We start from the raw sequence: 21,800 nt of genomic DNA, 5'->3' as shown, positions 1-21,800 counted from the left end.
CGAGGACGTCGAACCATCCCCGCTGAGGCGCGCGTCCTACAGCGATCGTCATGAGGGGGACTTCATGAAGCTTTACACGCAGAAGACTAATGGGCACAGGCCGTTCTGGGGGAAGGAAGCCCACCACCGTTTACACAGATGAGTGGAAATACTTACCGCCAGGGCATAGCGCGGCTGGCGAAACCATTCGCAAGAATGAGCCAATCCGCAGCTCGCCCTCGTGTACATCATTGAACTGGCCTTGAAGATGAGTCCGATGCCGGTCTCAGTGCAGCGCAAGGAGCAGGCAGCCGCAGAGACCCTGTATCAACAGGTGCGCCAAACCATGGAGCAAGGCCAACCTCTGTTGCTTGAACTCACTTGCGAAAAGATGGAAGGCAAACGCGTCAGCGTGCTGAGCAGCGAAGTGCTCGCCGTACAGATCTACGAGAAGGCCTCCGGAGCCGGCGGCAGCAAGCGTCCTGGGTTCGCATTTGATGGCTGACCACACAAGCCCCGGCCTGAGCCTTGATCGGGTCAGCTTTCGCTGGCCCTGCGGCACCAACGCTCTTGACCAGTGCAGCTTGACGCTGCCGGGACCAGGACTGTGGATGCTGGTGGGAAGCAACGGCAGCGGCAAGAGCACCCTGTTCCGCATGATTGGCGGGCTGGTCAAGCCCCAAACCGGCACGATCCACTGCACACTCCGACCGGCGTTGGTCTTTCAGAACCCTGATCATCAGCTGCTTCTACCCAGCTGTGGCAGCGAACTGCTGCTCAACCTGCCTCGCCATCTCAAGAGATCCGAGCGCCAACAACGCATCCATCACCTGCTCGAGCAAGTGGGCTTGGCCGGGATGGCGACAAGACCGATCCACACCCTCAGCGGTGGCCAAAAACAACGATTGGCGATTGCGGGCGCCCTGGCCAGCGAGGCCACACTCTTGCTATTGGACGAACCCACAGCCCTATTGGATCCAGCCAGCCAACACACGGTGCTGGCCGCCGTTCAGCAGCTCTGCCACCGCTCCCAGTCTCCCCTCACCGCTCTATGGGTGACCCACCGGCTCGACGAACTCGACCATGCCGATGGGGCCGCCCGCATGGAGAGGGGCCGAATCGCCGGCTGGCGCGACGGACGAAAACTACGACGACAGCTTCAACCTCTTGCAGGGCGGCGGGGCTGAAGGGTAAGTTCTTCGGGTCCCATTCCTCGGTAGCTCAGCGGTAGAGCGGTCGACTGTTAATCGATTGGTCGCAGGTTCGAATCCCGCCCGGGGAGTTTTTCACTTCAACCACAGCCAAAAGCTGTGGTTTTTTTGTACCTAAGGAGGCCCAGTTAGCCCCTCCAGAAATCGCGATTCCGTTACAAACAAGGCCACGATTCCGAAGACATTCTGAAAAGACAGGCACTACCAACCCCTACCTGAGCCAGCAAATCGCAGTGAGAGCCAGAATTCCAGCTCTTACCGCAATGCGCAAGCCCATGCACAGAGGCGTCGGAGGGCCTACAAATCTTGTGAGAATCCGTAGCAGCGACATTCTTCCCCCCGCTTCCCCTCTGTTCACCGTGCCTTCGCTCCGATGAAGCCCTGCATCCTCCTGATCGAAGACGACAGCGACATGCGCGAGCTTGTGGCCGGGCATTTGGAGCACGGTGGCTTCGATGTGCAACGTGCCGATGACGGCATCAAGGGCCAGGCTCTTGCGCTGCAATACACGCCGGATCTGATCCTTCTGGATCTGATGTTGCCCAAGGTTGACGGGCTCACCCTTTGCCAGCGGCTTCGCCGCGATGAGCGCACCGCCGGGATTCCGATCCTGATGCTCACTGCTTTGGGCGGCACCAAAGACAAGGTGAGCGGCTTCAATTCTGGCGCTGACGACTACCTCACCAAACCCTTCGACCTCGAGGAACTTCAGGTCAGGGTGAAAGCTCTGCTGCGCCGCAGCGACCGCGCTCCGGTCGGCAGCTCAAATCACAACGAGATTCTGAGCTACGGACCACTCACTCTGGTGCCCGAACGATTCGAAGCGATCTGGTTCGACACGCCAGTACGCCTCACCCATCTCGAATTCGAGCTGCTGCACTGCCTGCTCCAACGCCACGGACAAACCGTTGCGCCCTCCCTCATCCTCAAAGAGGTCTGGGGCTACGAGCCAGACGATGACATCGAGACCATCCGGGTGCACGTTCGTCATTTGCGGACGAAGCTTGAGCCCGACCCTCGTAAACCACGTTTCATCAAAACCGTCTACGGAGCCGGTTACTGCCTGGAACTTCCCACCGGTGCTCAGCTTGACGACCTGCATGATGTGCTGGCTCAAGCCCGGGAAGAGCGTCAGCAAAAAGATGAACAGAGCAAGCGCGCCAGCGCTTGATTCAGGTCGTTACTCCAACAAGTCGAGCAGGGTGACTTCCCAGGCCAGCCTGGGCTGCACGTAGGAGAGCAAATGGCTGCGCAGTCGTTCCAAACGGTGCAGCGCCTCCACATCACCTTGCCGATACCAAAGCTGCTGCTGCCACCAGGAGATCAACCACAGCTGCTGCTCTCCGCTCAGCGCTTCACTGAGATCGCGGGCCAGTGCCAGCGCATCTGCCGGCTTGGCTGGTAGAGCCACCAGTCGATCCCGCAGCCCCTCTGGAACCAACTGCCACTGGTCGGCATGGCTGAGCAGAGCACCGGGCGACCCTGCCGCGAGGGCAACCAGCTCGGGCTGGGCCATGGCCGCAGCAGCCTGGGCACGCTCATCGTCTTCAAGCCACCCAAACACCTCCTCCATCTGGCCGGAGCTAAGGCGCTGAAAGGTGATCTGCTGGCAGCGGGAACGAATGGTGGCAAGCAAACGATCCGGTGCTGCAGACAGCAGAATTAACAACCCATGCCCCGGCTCTTCCAGCGTTTTAAGCAGCGCATTGGCAGCCGACTCGGCCATTGCCTCAGGGTCTTCGATCACCACCAAGCCTCGGGCCGATTCCAATGGCTGCCGGGCGAGAAAACGACTGACCTCGCGAATCTGCTCCAGGCGCACTTGCGGTGGCGTGCGTTTACTGACGCCAGCCTCATCGGCCTCGGAGCGAGCAATCAAACGGCCTTGATGGGAATAGCTGGGCTCCACCCAAAGCAAATCAGGATGGTTGCGAGCCTCAAGACGTCGCCGTTGACGCAGGTCTGACTGCCCCGCTTGCAAAACACCTTCCAGGAAGCGCAGAGCAGCCATGCAACGTCCCACACCCTCCGGACCAGCAAACAGATAGGCCGGAGCAACGCGATCCTTCGTCAAGGCGGCTTCCAGCAGCGCCACGGCCTGAGCCTGACCCACCAGATCAGCAAACAAGGCCCCCATCAGCGCTGCCCGGAGAATGCAGCCGTCAGGCGGTTGCAGATCTGCTCCGTCACCACATCCGGTGACTGAGCGGCATCGATCACCCACCAGTCCCGAGCCTTGGCAAGAGCCGCAAAGCCATCGCAAACCCGCTGCAAGAACAGCTGACCAGCGGACTCAATCCGATCATTGCTCTGATCAGCACGACGGGCGAGGCTGAGCTCCAAGGGAAGATTGAGCCAAAGGGTGGCATCCGCTCCCAGACCGCCGGTGGCGATCTGCTCGAGCTGCTCGATTAACGACCGATCCAACTGACGGCCATAGCCCTGATAAGCCAGGGTCGAGCCCGCGAAGCGATCGCTCAAAACCCAGTCCCCACGCTCCAATGCCGGTCGAATCACCCTGTCGACATGCTGGGCTCTGTCTGCTGCGTACAACAACAATTCGGCCACAGGACCAGGCTCGGCCGCGTCCGGAGGATGGAGCAGCACCTGCCGCAGGGCCTGGCCCAGTGCTGTTCCACCGGGCTCGCGCGTCTGCACGACGGCAGTCCCCGGTGGCATCAGCCCGGACGTAGGCAACCAATTCACCAGCCGCTGCAACTGGGTGGTCTTGCCGCAGCCATCAATCCCTTCCATCACAAGGAAGCAGCCGCGCTCATGGGTCATGGCAAGCGCAAGCTCAGAGCATTGAGAACCACTGTGATCGAACTGAGAGCCATCAACAACGCTGCCAATGGGGGCGATAGCAACAAGCCAAAACCGGGCAACAACGCACCGGCTGCCACCGGCAGGGCCAAGAGGTTGTAGCCGAAAGCCCAGATCAGGTTCTGTCGGATCTTGACCATGGTGCGCTGGGCAAGCTGCAAGGCTTCAGGCACTGCCTCGAGTCGATCGCCAAGCAACACAAGATCGGCGGTGTCTTGAGCGATTTGCGTCCCCGTTCCAACGGCGATACCCAAGTCGGCAGCAGCCAGTGCAGGGGCATCATTAATGCCATCCCCCACCATGGCCACCTTTCCTGTGCGGCGATACGTCTCAAGCCGATCAAGCTTCTGCTCCGGCAGGAGCTGCCAGGCCAACTGCTCAGACGTGAAGCCCAATTGGTGGCCCAGGCGTTCCACCGACGGTTGGCGGTCTCCACTGAGCATCGCCAGTTTGAGGCCCTGCCCTCGCAAGCGCTGAAGGGCAACAGAGGCATCAGGGCGTAGACGATCATCCACGCTGATCAGTCCAAGTGGCTCGGAGCCCAGAGCCACGGCCAGCAGCGACTGACCGCGGTCAGCGACCTGATCGAGCACGGCCTGCAACGAGGAGGACCAGACCACCCCTTCCCGCTGGAGCCATTCGGGTGCCCCCACCCTCACCGTTTCGCCAACACCCTCCAACTCACCAGCCACACCGAGTCCTGGAATGGTGCGGCTTGCAGTCACTGGCAACAGCGACAGATTGCGGCGTTGCGCCTCCTGCAACAAGGCATAGGCCAGAGGGTGGCGACTGGTGTGCTCCACACTGGCCGCCAGCTGCAGCGTGCGGACTGGATCAACACTGGCCATGATCTCGGCAACCAGAGGCCTGCCCAAGGTGAGCGTGCCGGTTTTGTCAAACACCACACGATCAAGGCCAGCGGCCAGTTCGATCACATCACCGCCCCGAAACAACCATCCCTGACGGGCCGCGAGTCCAGAGGAAACGGTGATCACCGTGGGAGTCGCCAGACCGAGTGCGCAGGGGCAAGCGATCACCAGCACCGCAATGGCCAACTGCAGGGCCAGCCCGAAGGGCGTTTCAGCACCGGCTCCGAGCGGACCATGAAGGCCATGGCCGACCACGCCATGGTGATGAGCTGCATGCATCGGTTCCGCCAGCAGATCGGGCCAAAGCCGCGGCCCCACCTGCCACCAAAACAAAAAAGTCACGGTTGCGAGACTGATCACCCCGTAGCAGAAGCCACCGGCAACGCGATCAGCGAGCCCCTGGATCGGTGCCTTGCGGGCCTGGGCCTGATCAACCATGGCGATGATCCTGGCCAGAGCCGTTTCAGCGCCAACCCTCTGCACCTCCAGCACCAGGGTGCCTTCCAGATTGAGACTCCCTGACGACAGCTCCGTTCCCGGTGCAGCTTCAAGCGGCAGGGGCTCACCGGTGAGACTCGACACATCCACAGCGGAGCGCCCCTCGATCACCACCCCATCCACCGGAATGCGATCGCCCGCCAGCAGCTGTAGCTGCTCTCCGGGACGAAGGGCAGCTACAGCCACGTCTCGGACGCTGCCGTCGGCCATGACCAATCGGGCCTGATCGGGTTGCAGTGCCGCCAATTGCTTGAGGGCACGACCGGTACGCACCCGAGCCCGCTCCTCCAGAAAACGCCCCAACAGCACGAAGCCGAGCAGCATCACAGGCTCGTTGAAGAAACAGGGCCAGCCCACCTGGGGCCACACCAGTGCCACCACACTGGCGCCATAGGCACTACTAACGCCAAGGCCCACCAAGGTGTCCATGCTGGGGGTCCCTGCCCACATCGCCTTCCAGCCCCCCACCAGAATCGATCGCCCAGGGCCGAAGAGCGCCGCCGTTGCCAACGCGGCATGAAACGGCAGTTCTCCCACCACGGGCAAAGACAGATGCCCCCCTTCCGCGAGGTGGCCGAGAACCGAAAGCAGCAGCAACACCAGAGCCACCATCAGTTGTCGCCACTGGTGCCACCATCCCCAGCTTTCTTCTGGGCTCTGGCCAACAGCAGGGAGGGGTGACTGCGAACGGGGTTTGGCCGGGAAGCCCCTATCGGCAAGGGCCTTCAGCACCCCATCCAAGGCTTCCCCCTCGCCATCAAGGCAGAGCCAAGCGCTGCGAGTGACCAGATTCACACTGGCCTCCTGCACACCTTGCTGTTCAAGCAACGTGCGCTCCACAGAACGCACACACCCCCCGCACTTCATGCCCTCCACATCGAGAAGAATGGTGGCTTGGGGGCCAACGGCAGCGGAGCGACTCACAGCAGGGATTAAGACGTTTCCAGCCTAGGCAGAGCCACGTGCCCCAGGATGGTTGAAATCCACCAGGCCAGCCGTGCCCCGCAGCAACCGCAACGACAACTTCATCGACAAAAGTTTCACGGTGATGGCTGATCTGATCGTGAAGCTGCTTCCGATCAACGCCCGCTCCAAGGAGGCTTACGTCTATTACAGAGATGGCCTCTCTGCACAAAACGACGGTGATTACGCCGAAGCCCTGGAGAACTATGAGGAAAGCCTGAAGCTCGAGGACAACCCGATCGACCGAGGCGAAACCCTCAAGAACATGGCGATCATTTTCATGAGCAACGGCGAGGAGGACAGGGCGATTGAGACCTATCAGAAGGCCCTTGAAGAGAACCCCAAACAGCCTTCATGCCTGAAGAACATGGGCCTGATCTTCGAGAAGCGGGGCCGGATCGCCGAGGAGGCAGGCCTCCGCGATGAGGCCGACAGCTGGTTCGACCGTGCTGCTGAGGCCTGGACCCAGGCCGTCAGACTCAACCCTGGTGGCTATCTCGACATCGAGAATTGGTTGAAATCCACCGGTCGCAGCAACGTGGACGTCTACTTCTGAGCCCCCATCAGCCAGCTTCGTCCTGAGAGACCAAACCATCTCCGAGAGCCATCACCAACGCCTCGGTGATTCTGGATGCCTCAAGCAGCTCAAGCCCCAAAGCCGCGGCAGCTGCACTCATTCCACTGGCCTGCGGAACCACCGCCCGGCGGAATCCCAGCCTTGCCGCTTCCTGCAGCCGCAGCTCCAGTTGCGGGACAGCCCGCAGCTGACCTCCCAATCCGAGCTCACCAAGCAGCACCGTGCCTGCAGGAAGAGTGAGATCTCTGTAACTGGCAACCACTGCTGCCGCCACGCCAAGATCAGCAGCAGGCTCTTCCACATCCAAGCCACCAGCCACCGCTAGGTAGCAGTCGTAACGGGACAGAGGCAAACCCATGTGCTTTTCAAGCACAGCCAAGATCTGATGCAAACGGTTCACGGCAATGCCCGTGGCAGTGCGGCGAGGGCTTGCGTAGCTGGTGGTGCTAACCAGAGCCTGAAGATCCACCACCAGAGGGCGTGTGCCTTCACAGGCCACGATTGTGGCCACTCCACTGGCCTGGTCCCCACTCAGAAAAAGCTCGCTGGGATTGCCCACCTCCTCCAAACCCTGGCCACGCATCTCAAACACCCCAAGCTCATGGGTGGCGCCATAGCGATTCTTCACCGCACGCAGAAGGCGATGGCTGGCGAAACGATCCCCCTCAAATGTGAGCACCGCATCCACGAGGTGCTCCAGCACCTTCGGACCTGCCAGCACCCCTTCTTTGGTGACGTGCCCCACCAAAACAAGGGCCGTGTTCTGGCGTTTGGCTAAACGCTGAAGCGAAGCAGCACATTCCCGCACTTGGGCCACTGAGCCCGGAGCGCTGGTGAGGTTGGCATCATGCAGCGCCTGGATGCTGTCGATGATCGCCACATCGGGCTTGAGCGCCTCGAGCTCCTCCAGCACCAGCTCCAGATCGGTTTCCGCCAGCAACTGCAAATCAGCGCCACAGCCCTGAAGACGCTGCCAACGCAGCTTGACCTGCTGGGCAGATTCCTCTGCACTCACATAAAGCACCGACCGTTCCCGACCCATTGCCGTGGCGCTCTGCAGCAGCAGTGTGCTCTTGCCGATCCCAGGATCTCCGCCCACCAGCACCAACGAGCCCGGCACGAGGCCTCCACCCAAGACCCGATCCAATTCCGCATAACCACTGGCCAGCCGTTGCATCGGCAGCTCACCGAGGTCAGCCATGGCTGTAGACCGTCGTGCAGCCGGGGTGGAGGCAGGATCTGAACCCGCCCGGTGGCGGCGTCCATCCACCTTGGGTTGCGACTGCTCCACGAGGGAGTTCCAGCTGCCACAGCTATTGCAACGACCGAAGAACTGACGGGTTTGAGCCCCACAGCTCTGGCAGACGTAAATCGAGACGGAACGGGCCACGATGAGGGCGATTGATAAGAAGTCGAACTATGAAGAAAATTGGCTGCGGATGAATATCCGGGGCCGCCGGCAACTTAGGTGTAAACAGATGTTGTAGTGCCCGCGGGCCTGATGACAGTCGCCAGTCCTGCCAAGGAAACCATCCTCGTGGTCGATGACGAGGCCAGCATCCGAAGGATTCTGGAGACTCGCCTATCGATGATCGGCTACAACGTGATCACGGCCTGCGACGGCAATGAAGCACTGGAGTGCTTCCGCAACACCGAGCCCGACTTGGTTGTGCTCGACGTGATGATGCCGAAACTCGACGGCTATGGCGTCTGCCAGGAACTGCGCAAGGAATCGGATGTTCCGATCGTGATGCTCACCGCCCTTGGCGATGTGGCCGATCGCATCACAGGTTTAGAACTTGGCGCTGATGACTACGTCGTCAAGCCATTTAGCCCCAAGGAACTCGAGGCTCGCATCCGCTGCGTGCTGCGCCGTGTCGAGAAGGAGCAAGTCGCAGGCATCCCGAATTCCGGGCTCATTCAGGTCGCCGACCTGCGCATCGACACGAACAAACGCCAAGTGTTCCGAGCTGATGAGCGAATCCGTCTCACAGGGATGGAATTCAGCCTGTTGGAACTGCTGGTGAGTCGCTCAGGCGAGCCCTTCAGCCGTGGCGAGATCCTGAAGGAAGTGTGGGGTTATACCCCCGAACGCCATGTTGATACCCGCGTGGTGGATGTTCATATTTCCCGGCTTCGCTCCAAACTGGAAGACGATCCGGCTAATCCCGAGCTGATTCTCACGGCTCGTGGCACCGGCTACCTGTTCCAGCGCATCGTTGATTCCGTTGCCTCCGAAGGACCCTGATTCCGCAGCGACACCGTCGTTCCGGACCAAACCCCGACGCTCCAAGGCCGTCCGCCGCCTGGTGATCTGGTATCGCCGCAATGCGGCCGTCACCACCTTGGTGGACACCGCTACCACGTCGGCCACGGCCGCAGGATCAGTGGCAGGGAGCGTGGCCGGCAGTGTTGTGTCCAGCGCGGGAACCGTGGCCGGGAGCGTGCTCCAGCCCCTTGTTTTCGATCCTCTGCGCCGCCTCCAGGGTGGCAACAACGATGGCGAGGACACCATTCATGACAATGACCGCCTTTGGGTGGCGGTCGACGGCATGGGCGGCGACCATTCCCCAGGCGCAATTCTTGAAGGCTGTTTGGAGGCGATTGCACGCCTACCGCTACGCATTCGCTTCGTCGGCGAAACCGATCGGGTTCAGGCAGCCGCAGCAGAGATGGGGCTAACGGACGCCATGAATGCTGCGATCGAAACGGGTCATCTTGACCTGGTGGCCAGTGGACCATCGGTTGAGATGCATGAGGAAGCCACCGTGGTGCGGCGCAAGCGCAACGCCAGCATCAACATGGCGATGGATCTGGTGAAAAAAGGGGAAGCCCTGGCGGTCTATTCCGCAGGCAATTCAGGAGCCGTGATGGCGTCGGCCATCTTTCGACTGGGTCGTCTAGCAGGCATTGAACGGCCCGCGATCGGTGCGCTCTTCCCCACCAAAGACCCCGGCCAACCGGTGCTGGTGCTTGATGTGGGAGCAAACATGGACTGCAAACCCTCCTACCTGCATCAATTCGCCCTGCTGGGGAACATCTACAGCCGCGATGTGCTCCAGGTGGCCAAACCACGTGTAGGTCTGCTCAACATCGGCGAGGAGGAATGCAAGGGCAACGATCTCGCCCTGAAGACCTACGCCCTGCTCTCCAAGGAATCGCGGCTCCTCTTCGCAGGCAACTGCGAGGGTCGCGATGTGCTGTCTGGTGCATTCGATGTTGTGGTCTGCGATGGTTTCACAGGCAACGTGATTCTCAAGTTCCTGGAATCGGTAGGAAGTGTGCTGCTGGGCGTGCTTCGCGCTGAATTGCCACGGGGCCGACGGGGCAAAGTTGGTTCAGCTTTCCTGCGCAGCAATCTGAAGCGCATCAAGAAACGTCTGGATCATGCAGAACACGGCGGCGCCCTCCTGCTGGGAGTGAATGGAATCTGCGTGATCGGCCACGGCAGCAGCCGTGCCCTCTCGGTGCTCAGCGCCCTGCGCCTTGCCCATTCCGCCGCAAGCCATGGCGTTATGGATGACCTGGCAGCACTGGGCAATACCAGCAGCACTGTCGGGGTCTGAACCTTCGTTGCACCAGGCTGAGCCAGTCTGCCTGGTGCGGTTGAAGCATGAGCACAACCCCAAGGCTGTGATTGACTGGCGCCACTTGTTCTGACGTCGCCCTTGGCTGGATCAGCCCCACTCTCCGGACCCTCCGGCGGCGTGGCCCTGGTGGCCAGCGGCAGCGCCCGTGCTGAGCAACAGATCAGCAACGACCAACTGGGTGAGCGGGTTGAAACCAACGATGAATGGATCCGCACCCGCACCGGCATCCAAACTCGGCGGATCTGCGGTCCAGGCCAAACGCTCTCGAGCTTGAGTGCAGAAGCGGGCCGCCAGGCCATAGCCATGGCCGGCTGGGAGGCTGACAGTCTCGACCTGGTGTTGCTAGCCACCTCCACACCGGACGACCTATTCGGCTCCGCGCCCAAGGTGCAGGCCCTGCTCGGTGCACGCCAGGCCGTGGCCTTTGATCTCACAGCGGCCTGCAGCGGTTTTCTCTTCGCTCTGATCACTGCCTCCCAGTTCCTGCGCACAGGAGCGATGCGCAGAGTGTTGGTGATCGGTGCTGATCAACTGAGTAGCTGGGTCGACTGGGACGACCGCCGCAGCTGTGTGCTGTTTGGTGATGGGGCCGGCGCCCTTGCTCTCGAAGCCTGCCCAAACGAGTCCAACGGGCTGCTCGGTTTTCAGATGCGTACCGATGGCAGTCGAGGCGAGTGCCTCAACTTGCCTCAGACAGCGCAACGCAGCCCACTGGTGGGCGAGACCAGCCATCAACAGGGGCATTACGACCCGATCCGCATGAATGGTCAGGAGGTGTACAAGTTCGCAGTGCGGGAAGTTCCGGCGATTCTCAAGACCCTGCTGACTGAAACCGCCACAAGCGCAGACCAGATCGACTGGCTGCTCCTGCACCAGGCCAATCAGCGCATCCTCGATGCCGTGGCCGATCGCTTCGCCATCCCCCACAGTCAGGTCTTGAGCAACCTCGCCAATTACGGCAATACCTCAGCATCCACCATCCCCCTCATGCTGGATGAAGCCGTGCGCGACGGTCGCATCCAGCCAGGTCACCGGATCGCCAGTAGTGGCTTCGGTGCTGGCCTGAGCTGGGGGGCAGCCCTTCTGCGCTGGCAGGGACCCTCGTAGGCTCCCTCCACAACCGCACGCTTTTCGATGGCGATCGCCTGGGTGTTCCCTGGTCAGGGGTCTCAGAAAGTCGGCATGGCCGACCCTGTACTCAGCCTGCCAGGAGCTGAAGAACGCTTCTCCCAGGCCTCCCGCCTGTTGGGGCGTGATCTCCTGGCGATCTGCCGTGGCGAGGAGCTGAATGGAACGGGCCCAACGGACCTCAATGACACCCGCAACACCCAGCCAGCCTTGTTTGTGGTGGAGTCGCTCATTGTGGACGAATTACGCCGTCAGGGTCGCGAACCCGCCTTGGTGGCGGGACACAGCCTGGGAGAACTGGTGGCGCTCTATGCCGCAGGAGTGTTCGATGCCGAAATCGGCCTGGAACTGATGCTCAAGCGCTCCACCCTGATGGCCAGCGCTGGCGGCGGTGCGATGAGCGCCGTGATCGGCTTTGACCGTGATCAGCTCACATCCTTAGTGGCCGCTGAGGATGGGGTCGTGATCGCCAACGACAACAGCGCCGCTCAGGTCGTTCTTTCTGGCACCCCCGAAGCCGTGAAGGCGGTGACCGACCAACTCAGCTGCAAGCGGGCCATTCCCCTGCCGGTCTCCGGAGCCTTTCATTCCCCGTTCATGGCCGAGGCAGCCCAAGGCTTCTCAGAAGCATTGGATGCAATTGCCTTCGAGGATGCCCGCGTGCCGGTGCTGAGCAACACCGACCCCAGCCCTACATGTGATGCGACGGTGATCAAACAACGCCTGCGCGATCAGATGACCACAGGAGTGCGCTGGCGGGAAACGATGGAAACAATGACCACACACGCCGTTGACACCCTGGTGGAGATCGGGCCTGGAAACGTGCTCAGCGGTCTTGCGAAACGCTCCCTCAGCGGCGTGGTCACGAGCCAACTGGCGGGCGCTGATGACTTGGGGCTCTGATCGTGCCCTCCTCTCTGTCGGTGACAGACTCCGCGGCTCCGCTGCTGCTGACGCCAAGGCCCAGCTTGACCTACAGGCTGGTGAGTGCCCTACTGGTATTCCCATTGTTCCGCGGTCTCTTCCGTGGCAGCACCAGAGGCAATCAACATGTGCCAAGCCAAGGGCCTGTGGTGGTGGTCGCCAACCATGCCTCCCACTTGGACCCTCCTCTGCTCGGCCATGCCCTTGGCCGTCCTGTGGCCTTCATGGCCAAAGCGGAGCTGTTTCGAATCCCTCTGTTGGGCTCCCTGATCCGAGCATGCGGCGCCTACCCGGTGAAGCGCGGAGCGAGTGACCGTGAAGCCATCCGCACCGCCACGGCGCGCCTGCAGGACGGCTGGGCTACAGGTGTTTTCCTCGACGGCACACGCCAGGCCGACGGCCGGGTGAACCAGCCGATGCCAGGCGCTGCCCTACTGGCCGCCCGCAGCGGAGCACCCCTTCTGCCTGTGGCCATCATCAACAGCCACAGGGCCCTTGGTACAGGCCAAAGCGTGCCAAGACTGGTGCCGATCCAGCTGCGGATCGGCGAACCGCTTCCACCTCCGGCGAGCCGTCGCAAACCAGATCTGGAAGCCACCACTCTGGAACTGCAGCGACGCATCAATGCACTTCTGGATCAAGGCCTACTCAGCAATCGGTCCCACTGAGCACGAGCCCATGGCTTCAGGTCGTGACCCGTCAGAACCCAGGCCAGAGCCCTAAGGCCATCTCCCCAGCGCTTGCCTGCGCTCTCCAGCTCACAACGATCAGAGCAAGCGACCGGCACTCCGGTGAGACGGATGCCCCGGCTGCCCGCCACCACGGATCCCACCATCAGGGCCCGGGGGAGATGATCCTCACTCGTCACCAGCAACACGTGCTGAACGCGATCACGCTGGAGATCATCCACCAACGAGGTGAAATTTCCGAGGGTGTCGGAGGCGCGGTAATCCAGCACCACCTGTCCCTCCGAGAGCCCTTCCTCCTCCATCAGCCAGTGGGCATACTCCGGGTTACTTCCGCCGCTCACCACCAGCGGTAAGCGCATCTGCCGCGCCAGCTTGAGCCCGACCCTCTCCCGATCCACATCGCCGCCGAGCACCAAGATCCGCTCTGGACCCTGATCGGTGAATAACGCCTGCCGATAGGGCTGAAGCGGTCCTGCACAGAGAGCACCCAGCACCCCAGCCACTGCGATCGACCGCCAGCGCCTGCGCATCGCCCTCACACCACTCCGACCGGAGAGGTGGGATAAATCGGCAGCACCTCATGCCAAGGTGCTGGTTCCTGACGGCGATGGGCCAGCAGACAGAGATCGAGCAGACGGCCGACATCCTCTGCCACGTTCTCAGCCATGGTCAAAGCCGGCGACGGCTGTGCCCCTTCCTCAAGAAGATGGGGCACTTGCAGTTCTTCCACACGGTCATCTGGTCGCAGGCGATAGACGCCACCAACCTGACCACGTCTCGGCAAGTCCTGCACAATCCAGAACGGCTCCTGAGGTGATGCCAGCGGCGCCTCCCTCGCCAACCTTGAGGCCATCAACGCGAAACTGCTCACACCATCCAGTGGGCAATCGAGTTGCTGCGCCAACGTGCGCGCCATCACCACCGTCAGGCGGGTCCCGGTAAAACCACCGGGTCCAATGGCCACACCCAAACGCGCGATGGAGGGCCAGCACGCAGCGGGCAACACATCCTGCACCGCACCAAGAAGGCTGTTCGTGAGCCCCCGCCCAGCAGGCTGTGTGATCAGACGCCGACTGTCCACTGGATCATCGACGTCGAGAGCCGCCACTCCCAGTACAGGCGTGGAACTATGCAACGCCAGCAGCCAACGACTCATCGGGGCAGCTCCGCACCTGGTCGGAGACGCTGCCAGCGACCGGGCTCCGACTCGAAGCTGCCGCAATGACGCACATCCCACTCCACACCCGCACCACCACCGGGAAGATCAACAACACTGATGTGAATCTTGGGTTGCTCCGGCACCACATCCGGGTGCTGCGTGAGATGGAGTGCGCCATGTTGGCGTTCCACCGCGTGATAGGCCTGACAACGATCGACCCAGCGGCAATCAACGCAGATGCACATGCCTCCCCCAGCCGCTGAGGGTCCCATTCTGGAGGCCGAACCGACACTTCAGACGAGTTTGCTGCTCAAGGCACTGGCTCCAGAGCAATGGCCAGTTCCCACAACTGCTTTTCCGGCAGGCAGCGCTTTGGTGGGTGGAGCTGTGCGCGATGCACTGCTGGGTCGTCTGAGCCCCACCCCAGATCTCGACCTGATCGTCCCAGACGGCGCCCTGCACACCACAAGACAACTCGCAAAGATCTATGGCGGGGCTTGCGTCGTCTTGGATGAAGCACGCGACATGGCCCGGCTGGTGGTGCAGGGTTGGACGATCGACCTCGCCCGACAGGAGGGTCAAAACCTGGAAGCGGATCTCCAACGCCGCGACTACCGGATCAACGCCATTGCCTTGGAACTGGGCAGTAGCCCAAGGCTGGTTGATCCAACCGGCGGTCTTGCTGATCTCAAGGCAGGTTTGCTGACGGCCGTGGGGGAACACAACCTGATCGATGATCCCTTGCGTCTACTGCGGGGCATCCGCATCGCCGCAGAGCTGGGCTTCACAATCGCCACCTCCACCTGGCCGCTGCTCCAGCGCCACAGCCACAGGCTTTCGCAAGCTGCACCGGAACGAATCCAGGCGGAACTGACCAAGCTCGTACAGGCCCCGGGCGCTGACCAAGCCATGGATCAACTGCAAAGCAGCCAACTGCTGCAGCCCTGGTCGAGGCTGAATGCTGAAGCAGAATCGGGTCCGGGATCACAACTCGAGCAGCAAAGCAGCCTGCTCAGCGCTGAGGAACGCCAGCTAGCGCTGCCGCTTCTTCGCCTCACCCAGCTGTTGAGCGACGATGGCCTCAAGCAACTGCGCTTTAGTCGCAGGCAGATCCATCGCTGCTGCCAGCTACGACGTTGGCTGTCACAAGATGACGGCCAAAGCTTTGCGAACCTGCCCCCGGAGGAGCGTCTCCGCCTTCACTCCGAATTGGCTGCCGATCTACCTGCTCTGATCGTTCAGCTACCGGCAGCCACCCAGCGACAATGGTTGGAGCGCTGGCGAAATCCGGATGACCGCCTTTTTCATCCTCGCTCGCCCCTCGACGGCAACACCCTCCAGACAGAGCTGAACATCGCCCCAGGGCCCCTCCTTGGTCGTCTGCTGCGACACTTGGCGCTGGAGCAGGCATTCGGGCGATTGAGCAGTCAAAAAGTCGCATTGGCTACAGCCCGGGCATGGTTGCAGGAACAGGGACAGGCCTCGGCAGACGCCCCAGTCAGCCGACCACGCTGTGATTAACTGCCATTGCAGTGTCGACACTGATCGAACTGACCGGATCATTGTTCCTTCCCCTCCTCCCATGAGCGTTCGCCTTTACGTCGGCAACTTGCCGCAGTCTTTTGATTCCAAGGAGCTTGAGAGTCAGCTCGCCAGCATCGGGGAAGGAATCCGTTTCAAAGCCGTACTCGACCGTGAAACCGGCACCTGCCGCGGTTTTGGGTTTGCCAACATCAACGACGAGAAAGTCGCTGATGCCGTCATTGAGCAGCTCAACGGCAAGGACTTTGGCGGCAACGCCCTGCGGGTCGAGCGCTCAGAGCGTCGCGACAACAATGCCGGTGGAGGCCGCCGAGGTCCTGGGGCCTCCCATGCACCTGGTACCGCCCGCAAAGCTGTGAACAAAGTGGTTCATAGCGATGCCAAGGCAGAAGAAGCTCCTGACCCCCGCTGGGCTGGTGAACTCTCCAAGCTCAAGGATCTCCTGGGCAACCAGAAGACAGCTGTCTGAACAAACGGTCTGATTGACCCCTCAGGAGCCTGAGTTCAATCTCAGGCTTTTTTTGATGGCTGGTGGCCGAGCCTGAGAGCTGCTGACTCAGCGCGTCTGAGCAATCACAAACGAACGGGGCAATTCGAGCATTTTGCCTAGACGACCCACATAGGCCCGGTTCTGGAAGACGTCATAGTCCAGCTGCTCAATCACGTCGAGGATGCCGCGGTACAAACGCAATGACGTCCATACCGGCCAGCGTGCATCAGCTGACAGCCAGCGGATACCAGCCTCTGAGCGAGCAAACCAAGCGCGAGCCCGTTCCAATTGAAAGGCCATCAGTTCCCGCCAGGCATCGTTGAGACGTCCAGCGAGCAGATCCTCCTCGCTATAGCCAAAACGGGTGAGATCTTCCTGAGGCAAATAGATCCGGCCGCGGCCACGATCCTCGCCAACATCGCGAAGGATATTGGTGAGCTGGTTGGCGATACCAAGGGCGACTGCTGCATCCGACGTGTTCGGCACGTCGCTCCAGGGTGCCGTGGTGTAAGCCGCATCCAGCCCCATGACCCCCTGGGTCATCAGACCCACAGTGCCAGCGACCCGATAGCAATAGAGGCGAAGATCGTCAAAGGTTGCGTAGCGCGTCCAAGTGAGATCCATACGCTGCCCTTCGATCATGTCGAGATAGGGCTGGATCGACTGGGGGAATCGCTCAAGGGTGTCCACCATCACCGCATCCAGGTCACTCATGACCTGCCCGGAGAAGATCCCACGGGTGTTCTCTTCCCAGCGATCGAGTCGATCCGCCAGCTCGGACACAGGCCTGGCCTGGGCCTCGGCACTGTCCATCAGTTCATCCGTGCGACGGCACCAGACGTAGATCGCCCAAATCGCTCTTCGTTTCTCGTAAGGGAGGAGAAGCGTTCCGAGGTAGAACGTTTTCGCCCAAGTCGCGGTCTCTTGCCGACAACTCTCGTAGGCAGCGTCGAGATCCGGTGCGGCGAGGGGCATGACTCAGGCCGACACCGGCGAGCTGACAGGGGTCGATGATGCCAGCTGGTCACGCTTGCGGTCTACCGCAGCGGCACAGAGTTTGCCGCTGAGCACAGCACCTTCCATCGAAGCCAGGTAGCGCTGCATGGTGTAGTCGCCGGCCAAGAAGAAATTCTTGATCGGCGTGGTTTGATCCGGACGCAGCTGCTGACAGCCCGGCGTGGTCTTGTAAACCGAGAGGGGCGTTTTGACGACCTTGTATTTCCGCAGGATGGCGGGGTTGTCACCACTGAAATGAATCGGGAACAGCTTCTTGAGCTCGCCCATGGTGACCTCGATGATCTCCTCATCAGGACGTCCAATCCAATCCTTCGCCGGAGCGAACACCAGCTCGAGCATGGACTGATCAGGGTCCTCATATTCCCTGCAGGTGATGCTCATATCGGCATAAACACTGAGAAGTTTCGATCTACTAAAGAGCAGATGGTCGATATCGGTGAGCTTGCGATCGAACCACATGTGCAAATTGATCACGGGAACACCACGCAGGCCATCCAGCTTGCGAAAGACCTCCATCTGCTGCCACGGCTCGGGCAATAACAGCTTGAAAGGATCCACCGGCAATGCACTCACATAGGCATCGGCCTCGATGTCACGGCTCCCCTGGCCATCGAGGCCGCCAATCCGGAAGGCCGCAACACTGCCGTCGTCGTTGAGCTTGATCTCCCGCAAAGGGCTGTTGAGATGCACCTCTCCACCCAGCCCTTCAATGTGCTCAACAATCGGCTGGCAGAGCCGCTCCGGTGGCGCTCCATCCAGGAAAGCCATCTTGGAACCGTTCTTCTCCTGCAGGAAACGATTCAGTGCTGTCAGCACCACAGTGGAGGAAATTTCGTCGGGATCGATGAAGTTCAGCGCCTTGCTCATGGCGATGAACACCTCATCGTTGACGCGTTCAGGGATGTTGTGCAGACGCAGCCATTCCGTCCATGAGTATTGATCGCACTCCTCGACATAGCCCTGACCTCGCAGCATCGCAGGAACCAGGCCAAGACCAAAACTGATCTTTTCCGGCCACGTGAGCATGTCGTTGTTGCCAAGGATGGCTGCCACACCATTGATTGGAGCAGGCAGATCGGGAAAGTCGAAACGGCTGTAGGTACCGGGCTCTTCAGGCTGATTGAAAATCATCGAGTGACTTTTCCACTGCAGCCTGTCCTCGATGTTCAACTCCTTGAACAGCTGCAACATGTTCGGATACGCCCCGAAAAAGATATGCAGACCTGTCTCATACCAGTCCCCATCCTCGTCCTTCCAGGCCGCAACCTTGCCGCCAAGAACGTCACGCGACTCAAGCACCACCGGCGTATGACCAGCATCCGCCAGGTACTTCGCACAGGAGAGTCCCGCCAGACCGGCTCCTGCAATAGCGATGCGCATGGTGGTGCTCTGAAATTGCAAACAACCTTAAAAGCAGCCCACCCCCACTTGCTTCCTAAAGTCGGTTCAACCGCCGTCCTGATCCCCTCGGGGATCGTCGTTGCCATGGCCGAGACCCTGCTGAAGTGCACCACCCGTCACGTACGGCTGTTTACAGCCAAGGTGGAGAACAAGAACCTCGTTCCAGACCCCGAGCAGCTCACCCTGGACCTTGATCCGGACAACGAATTCATCTGGACTGACAGCACCGTTGCCACTGTTCAGCAGCGATTTAGGGATCTTGTGGACAGCCACAGCGGTGCCGAACTGAGTGACTACAACCTTCGCCGCATCGGCACAGAACTCGAGGGATGCATCCGGCAGCTGCTTCAGGCTGGTGAACTGAGCTACAACCCCGATTGTCGCGTCCTCAACTATTCGATGGGCCTGCCCCGATCTCCTGAACTGCTGTGAGCCGCTCCCCCTACGACCGCCCGCGCTATGACCAAGGGGGTTACGAACGGCCCCGGCCCAGGCGTTCCCGCCCCCCATCCCCGCCTCAAGGTGGAGGTCCGTCTGGTCCTGGAGGGCTGACATTGAACACCGGCAGCGTGGCTGTGCTGGCGGGAATTCTTGTGGTGGGAATCGGCATTGGTAGTGCCGTGACCAGCACCACCCAGGGCGATCAGGGCAATATCGCCAGCAGTCAGCAACTGGACATGGCTGTTCCTGATCCGGAGTTCTGCAAAAGGTGGGGAGCGAGTGCCTATGTCATGGATTTGGAGATGTACACAACCATGAACCCCGTCAGCAGCTTCGTGACCCAGCCAGCGCTTCAGGCCGGCTGTGTGATCCGCAGAGAAAACTGGTCTGTGCTGCGTAAAGAGGGGGCGATCACACAGGAACAGGAACGGGAGTGCAAACAACGGATGAACACCTTCGCTTACATCGGCTCGATTCGCGATAAACCATTTGTGCGCTGCGTTTATCAGACCGACATCCGCGAAAACAAATTCATCACGAAGGGCGTCGCTGATGACACCGTTGGGCTAACCCCAGAGGCCGATCAGTTCTAAGTAACGCGGGCATCAGCATCCCCGGCTGACTTCTCAGCCGGGGTCTGCTGCTGAGCCTGACCGCTACGGAGCTGACGCAAAGGGCTATCAGGACTGGCGAAGAGCGGCAGGACATCCCTACGGAACGCATCTGACGCCCTGGAGCAGTACCGGGCAGGGTGACTGATCAACTTCAGCTGTCGGCGCACCTGCAAGTCCACCACCGCTGGTTTATGGAGCGTGCCGGCATTGAGCTCTCTCTCGATCGAGACCACCGGCAGAAAAGCTGCCCCCAATCCGGCCTGGACAGCATTCTTGATGGCCTCGAGCGAGTTGAGCTCCATCTCGATGCGCAGCCGCTGCACATCAAGCCCAGAACGGGCCAGCAACTGGTCCACCATCTTTCGCGTGGTGGATTGGGAATCGAGACAGACAAAACCAAGCCGATAGAGATCGTCCTTGCTCAGTTCCATCAACCGGGCCAGAGGATGCTTGACCGGAAGCACCAGTGCCAGTTCATCACTGGCATAGGGCACAACCTGCAGCAGCTCATTCAGCTCAGGCGGTAGTTCGCCGCCGATAATCGCCAGATCAATCTGACCATTGGCAACGCTCCAGCCAGTGCGCCTGGTGCTGTGCACATGCAGCTGAACCGCCACATCCGGATATTTCTGCCGGAATAGGCCGATCATCCGCGGCATCAGATAGGTCCCTGTGGTCTGACTAGCACCGACCACCAGTGAGCCTCCCTTGAGGTTGTGAAGGTCATCAAGAGCACGGCAAGCCTCATGACACTGGCTGAGGATCCGGTCGCAGTAGCCGAGCAGCAGATGTCCGGCCTCTGTGAGCTGGGCCTTGCGACCCCCACGGTCGAACAGCGACACCTCGAGCTGCTTCTCGAGGTTCTGAATCTGCAGGCTCACCGCCGGCTGGGTCACAAACAGGCTGTCAGCTGCTTTTTTAAAACTGCCCTCGCTGACGATGGCCCGCAGAATGCGTAGTTGATCCAGGGTGAAGGGCAGATCGGCCATAGGGGCCTGCGCACCCGGGCAGGAAGAACTCAAAAACTGTAGGTGGGATGGCGGCGTTGATGGATCACGCGCTCACCGCCGGACACACCAGCTTCCAGAATCAGCGGATTGCTGAGAGCAGCACTCCGTGGCCGAAGCCATCCCTAGCACCGTTCACCACACCAGCCTCGTGATGCTGGGCCTCTTGGTGCTGTTCGCGGTGATCCACAGCGGCGGTGCAGCTTTGCGCACTCAGGCCGAGAAACGCATCGGGGCCAGGGCATGGCGGCTGCTGTTCGCCGCCGCCAGCATTCCTGCCGCGGTGGTCGTGATCGGTTACTTTCTGGCCCACCGCTATGACGGCCTGCGCCTCTGGAATCTCCAAGGCACGCCTGGAATCATTCCAGTGATTTGGCTGCTGACAGCCATCAGCTTTCTCTTCCTCTATCCAGCCACCTACAACTTGCTGGAGATTCCAGCAGTGCTCAAGCCCCAAGTGCGCATGTATGCAACGGGGGTCATCCGGATCAGCCGCCACCCTCAAGCCATCGGCCAGGTTCTCTGGTGCTTCAGCCATGCCCTTTGGATCGGCAGCAGCTTCATGCTTGTCACCTGCATCGGCCTGATTGGTCATCACCTCTTCGCGATCTGGCATGGCGACCGTCGCCTGCGTCAGCGATTCGGCACAGCCTTCGATGAATTACTCGCGAACACCTCAGTCCTGCCCTTCGTGGCTGTGCTGGATGGTCGGCAACACTTGATATGGAGTGAGTTCCTGCGTCCAGCCCAACTAGGAATTGCAATCGCCGTGGGGGTTTTCTGGTGGGCCCACCGCTGGATTCCGATCGGCACCACTGCCTTTCTGCACTCACGGCTAGAGAGCCTGCTCGGCTGAGCTGCCTACACTCCTCTCAGCC

Annotated in this window: 24 protein-coding genes and 1 tRNA gene; 15 read left to right on the top strand and 10 right to left on the bottom strand. The window is 60.8% G+C overall.

Going from position 1 to position 21,800, the window contains the following annotated elements; genetic code table 11:
- Positions 1-220: 220 nt before the first annotated feature.
- The 4 genes from DXY16_RS10985 (at position 221) to DXY16_RS10970 (ending at position 2,361) form a co-directional block, all read left to right on the top strand.
- Complete coding sequence (locus DXY16_RS10985; RefSeq protein WP_115016327.1) at positions 221-484, top strand: hypothetical protein; 264 nt, start codon at positions 221-223, stop codon at positions 482-484.
- Positions 477-1,166: an ABC transporter ATP-binding protein gene (locus tag DXY16_RS10980; protein ID WP_115121252.1), complete on the top strand. Its 690-nt coding sequence runs from the start codon at positions 477-479 to the stop codon at positions 1,164-1,166. The genes DXY16_RS10985 and DXY16_RS10980 overlap by 8 nt, the downstream gene beginning before the upstream one ends.
- 23 nt (positions 1,167-1,189) lie before the next feature.
- Positions 1,190-1,261: transfer RNA gene (locus DXY16_RS10975), tRNA-Asn, on the top strand.
- A gap of 302 nt (positions 1,262-1,563) precedes the next feature.
- A complete protein-coding gene (locus tag DXY16_RS10970; protein ID WP_115121251.1) occupies positions 1,564-2,361 on the top strand; it encodes a response regulator transcription factor in 798 nt (265 codons plus the stop codon).
- A gap of 9 nt (positions 2,362-2,370) precedes the next feature.
- On the opposite strand, the gene DXY16_RS10965 is transcribed toward DXY16_RS10970, so the two are convergent.
- The 3 genes from DXY16_RS10965 to DXY16_RS10955 are packed head-to-tail and all read right to left on the bottom strand — an operon-like array spanning position 2,371 to position 6,304.
- Positions 2,371-3,327 (bottom strand): DNA polymerase III subunit delta', encoded by a 957-nt coding sequence (locus tag DXY16_RS10965; protein WP_115121250.1) that lies wholly within the window; start codon positions 3,325-3,327, stop codon positions 2,371-2,373.
- On the bottom strand, positions 3,327-3,974 hold the full coding sequence (gene tmk / locus DXY16_RS10960; RefSeq protein WP_115121249.1) for a dTMP kinase: 648 nt from the start codon (positions 3,972-3,974) through the stop codon (positions 3,327-3,329). The genes DXY16_RS10965 and tmk overlap by 1 nt, the downstream gene beginning before the upstream one ends.
- The gene (locus DXY16_RS10955) at positions 3,971-6,304 is read right to left on the bottom strand and encodes a cation-translocating P-type ATPase (RefSeq protein WP_256359595.1); all 2,334 of its coding nucleotides are present in this window, start codon (positions 6,302-6,304) and stop codon (positions 3,971-3,973) included. The genes tmk and DXY16_RS10955 overlap by 4 nt, the downstream gene beginning before the upstream one ends.
- A 73-nt stretch (positions 6,305-6,377) precedes the next feature.
- On the opposite strand from DXY16_RS10955, the gene DXY16_RS10950 reads away from it, so the two are divergent.
- On the top strand, positions 6,378-6,899 hold the full coding sequence (locus tag DXY16_RS10950; protein WP_115016346.1) for a photosystem I assembly protein Ycf3: 522 nt from the start codon (positions 6,378-6,380) through the stop codon (positions 6,897-6,899).
- Between the two features lie 7 nt (positions 6,900-6,906).
- On the opposite strand, the gene radA is transcribed toward DXY16_RS10950, so the two are convergent.
- A complete protein-coding gene (gene radA / locus DXY16_RS10945) occupies positions 6,907-8,310 on the bottom strand; it encodes a DNA repair protein RadA (protein ID WP_115121248.1) in 1,404 nt (467 codons plus the stop codon).
- Between the two features lie 111 nt (positions 8,311-8,421).
- On the opposite strand from radA, the gene rpaB reads away from it, so the two are divergent.
- From rpaB to DXY16_RS10920, 5 genes are all read left to right on the top strand, one after another.
- Complete coding sequence (gene rpaB, locus DXY16_RS10940) at positions 8,422-9,168, top strand: response regulator transcription factor RpaB (RefSeq protein ID WP_115016344.1); 747 nt, start codon at positions 8,422-8,424, stop codon at positions 9,166-9,168.
- Positions 9,149-10,486 (top strand): phosphate acyltransferase PlsX, encoded by a 1,338-nt coding sequence (plsX, locus tag DXY16_RS10935; RefSeq protein WP_115121247.1) that lies wholly within the window; start codon positions 9,149-9,151, stop codon positions 10,484-10,486. Before rpaB ends, plsX begins: the two co-directional genes overlap by 20 nt.
- 102 nt (positions 10,487-10,588) lie before the next feature.
- Positions 10,589-11,617 (top strand): beta-ketoacyl-ACP synthase III, encoded by a 1,029-nt coding sequence (locus DXY16_RS10930; RefSeq protein ID WP_115121246.1) that lies wholly within the window; start codon positions 10,589-10,591, stop codon positions 11,615-11,617.
- A gap of 27 nt (positions 11,618-11,644) precedes the next feature.
- A complete protein-coding gene (fabD, locus tag DXY16_RS10925) occupies positions 11,645-12,541 on the top strand; it encodes an ACP S-malonyltransferase (protein ID WP_115121245.1) in 897 nt (298 codons plus the stop codon).
- 2 nt (positions 12,542-12,543) lie between these two features.
- Positions 12,544-13,230: a 1-acyl-sn-glycerol-3-phosphate acyltransferase gene (locus DXY16_RS10920; protein WP_115121244.1), complete on the top strand. Its 687-nt coding sequence runs from the start codon at positions 12,544-12,546 to the stop codon at positions 13,228-13,230.
- Here DXY16_RS10920 and DXY16_RS10915 read toward each other — a convergent pair.
- Genes DXY16_RS10915 through DXY16_RS10905 form a run of 3 tightly spaced genes read right to left on the bottom strand, consistent with a single transcriptional unit; the run spans position 13,200 to position 14,655 of the window.
- Complete coding sequence (locus DXY16_RS10915) at positions 13,200-13,781, bottom strand: YdcF family protein (RefSeq protein WP_115121243.1); 582 nt, start codon at positions 13,779-13,781, stop codon at positions 13,200-13,202. The two genes, DXY16_RS10920 and DXY16_RS10915, sit on opposite strands and share 31 nt — an antisense overlap.
- Positions 13,782-13,786: 5 nt before the next feature.
- Positions 13,787-14,407, bottom strand: a complete 621-nt coding sequence (tsaB, locus tag DXY16_RS10910) for a tRNA (adenosine(37)-N6)-threonylcarbamoyltransferase complex dimerization subunit type 1 TsaB (protein ID WP_115121242.1) — start codon at positions 14,405-14,407, stop codon at positions 13,787-13,789.
- Positions 14,404-14,655: a Ycf34 family protein gene (locus DXY16_RS10905; protein WP_115121241.1), complete on the bottom strand. Its 252-nt coding sequence runs from the start codon at positions 14,653-14,655 to the stop codon at positions 14,404-14,406. Before DXY16_RS10905 ends, tsaB begins: the two co-directional genes overlap by 4 nt.
- Between DXY16_RS10905 and DXY16_RS10900 the strand changes: the two genes are divergently transcribed.
- Positions 14,648-15,931: a CCA tRNA nucleotidyltransferase gene (locus DXY16_RS10900; RefSeq protein ID WP_371410908.1), complete on the top strand. Its 1,284-nt coding sequence runs from the start codon at positions 14,648-14,650 to the stop codon at positions 15,929-15,931. The two genes, DXY16_RS10905 and DXY16_RS10900, sit on opposite strands and share 8 nt — an antisense overlap.
- Before the next feature lie 61 nt (positions 15,932-15,992).
- Positions 15,993-16,421, top strand: a complete 429-nt coding sequence (locus DXY16_RS10895; protein ID WP_115016300.1) for an RNA-binding protein — start codon at positions 15,993-15,995, stop codon at positions 16,419-16,421.
- A gap of 87 nt (positions 16,422-16,508) precedes the next feature.
- Here DXY16_RS10895 and DXY16_RS10890 read toward each other — a convergent pair whose 3' ends face one another.
- Positions 16,509-17,417 (bottom strand): phytoene synthase, encoded by a 909-nt coding sequence (locus tag DXY16_RS10890; protein WP_115121239.1) that lies wholly within the window; start codon positions 17,415-17,417, stop codon positions 16,509-16,511.
- A 3-nt stretch (positions 17,418-17,420) separates the two neighbouring features.
- Complete coding sequence (gene pds / locus DXY16_RS10885) at positions 17,421-18,839, bottom strand: 15-cis-phytoene desaturase (protein WP_115121267.1); 1,419 nt, start codon at positions 18,837-18,839, stop codon at positions 17,421-17,423.
- Between the two features lie 105 nt (positions 18,840-18,944).
- On the opposite strand from pds, the gene DXY16_RS10880 reads away from it, so the two are divergent.
- Both DXY16_RS10880 and DXY16_RS10875 read left to right on the top strand, forming a co-directional pair.
- Complete coding sequence (locus tag DXY16_RS10880) at positions 18,945-19,292, top strand: NAD(P)H-quinone oxidoreductase subunit M (RefSeq protein WP_115121238.1); 348 nt, start codon at positions 18,945-18,947, stop codon at positions 19,290-19,292.
- Complete coding sequence (locus tag DXY16_RS10875; protein ID WP_115121237.1) at positions 19,289-19,894, top strand: DUF3172 domain-containing protein; 606 nt, start codon at positions 19,289-19,291, stop codon at positions 19,892-19,894. Before DXY16_RS10880 ends, DXY16_RS10875 begins: the two co-directional genes overlap by 4 nt.
- On the opposite strand, the gene DXY16_RS10870 is transcribed toward DXY16_RS10875, so the two are convergent.
- Positions 19,891-20,904 (bottom strand): LysR family transcriptional regulator, encoded by a 1,014-nt coding sequence (locus DXY16_RS10870; RefSeq protein ID WP_244281660.1) that lies wholly within the window; start codon positions 20,902-20,904, stop codon positions 19,891-19,893. The genes DXY16_RS10875 and DXY16_RS10870 overlap by 4 nt on opposite strands.
- A gap of 172 nt (positions 20,905-21,076) precedes the next feature.
- Here DXY16_RS10870 and DXY16_RS10865 point away from each other — a divergent pair, with 172 nt between their 5' ends.
- Complete coding sequence (locus DXY16_RS10865; RefSeq protein ID WP_115121266.1) at positions 21,077-21,778, top strand: NnrU family protein; 702 nt, start codon at positions 21,077-21,079, stop codon at positions 21,776-21,778.
- Positions 21,779-21,800: the final 22 nt, after the last annotated feature.

This window comes from Synechococcus sp. UW105, assembly GCF_900473935.1.
Classification (GTDB): domain Bacteria; phylum Cyanobacteriota; class Cyanobacteriia; order PCC-6307; family Cyanobiaceae; genus Synechococcus_C.
The sequence above is the reverse complement of the archived record's forward strand: the minus strand, read 5'-3'. Positions and strand labels throughout refer to the sequence as shown.